Annotated in this window: 2 protein-coding genes; both read left to right on the top strand. The window is 41.4% G+C overall.

Annotation, left to right across the window (positions count from 1 at the left end; translation table 11 throughout):
* Positions 1–420: S1 RNA-binding domain-containing protein (locus tag OSCIL6407_RS0112950; protein WP_026103730.1), on the top strand; the 420-nt coding region annotated here is incomplete at its 5' end.
* Positions 421–556: 136 nt separating this feature from the next.
* A partial coding sequence (locus OSCIL6407_RS30645) for a flavoprotein (RefSeq protein WP_019487304.1) occupies positions 557–957 on the top strand: 401 nt, incomplete at its 3' end.

Genomic DNA, 957 nt, shown 5'->3' on the forward strand with positions numbered 1-957 from the left:
TTTGAAGCTCAATTCGCCTCAGTAGTCGTGCATTTAAGCGAACGCGAAAGAGTTGCCCAAGATGCAGAAAATGACTTGGAGGGACTCAATAAAACTGGATTGATGAAGGAACGCACTGGTCAAACTTTCCAAGGTTTGATTACTGGCGTACAATCTTACGGTTTCTTTGTGGAAGTCGAGATTGTAGTAGATGAGGAAACTCTACGAGTAGAGGGACTGGTTCATGTTTCTTCGCTTAAGGACGATTGGTATGAGTATCGATCGCGCCAGCAGACTCTCGTAGGCCGCAAAAACCGCAATCAATACCGTCTAGGCGATCGCGTAGAAGTACAAGTCAAGAGTGTCGATTATTATCGCCAGCAAATTGACTTAGTAGCTGTTGGTGGTGGTAGTGAGGCTTTTTATGACAGTGATGATTAGTTAACTGTTATTTGTTAACGGTTAACGGTTAACTGTTATTTGTTAAGTAAATCCACCTGATTAAACCCCTAGCCCCTAGCTATAGTTGTCGAAAATGTAACCAAGTATGCGGCATTTAACAAATAAAAACTAACTAATGAACAATCATAAGCCTTTAATCGTAGGAATAACTGGTGCATCGGGATTAATTTATGCAGTAAGAACCATAAAATATCTATTACAAGCAGATTTTGCTGTAGAACTTGTCGCCTCTAAATCTACTTACATGGTTTGGCAAAGCGAACAAAATGTTAAAATGCCAGCAGAAATCAGTCTTCAGGAAGAATTTTGGCGAGAGCAAGCTGGAGAAGAAAAAAGTGGAAAACTCCGCTGTCATCCTTGGCAAGATATAGGAGCTAATATTGCAAGTGGTTCGTTTCGCACTTTAGGAATGATTGTGATACCGTGTAGTATAAGTACGGTGGGAAAATTAGCGGCTGGGTTGAGTTCAGATTTGCTAGAACGAGCGGCAGATGTACAGCTTAAGGAGGGGCGAAA

The sequence above is a fragment of the Kamptonema formosum PCC 6407 genome (assembly GCF_000332155.1).
In the GTDB taxonomy this organism is placed as follows: Bacteria; Cyanobacteriota; Cyanobacteriia; order Cyanobacteriales; family Microcoleaceae; genus Kamptonema; species Kamptonema formosum.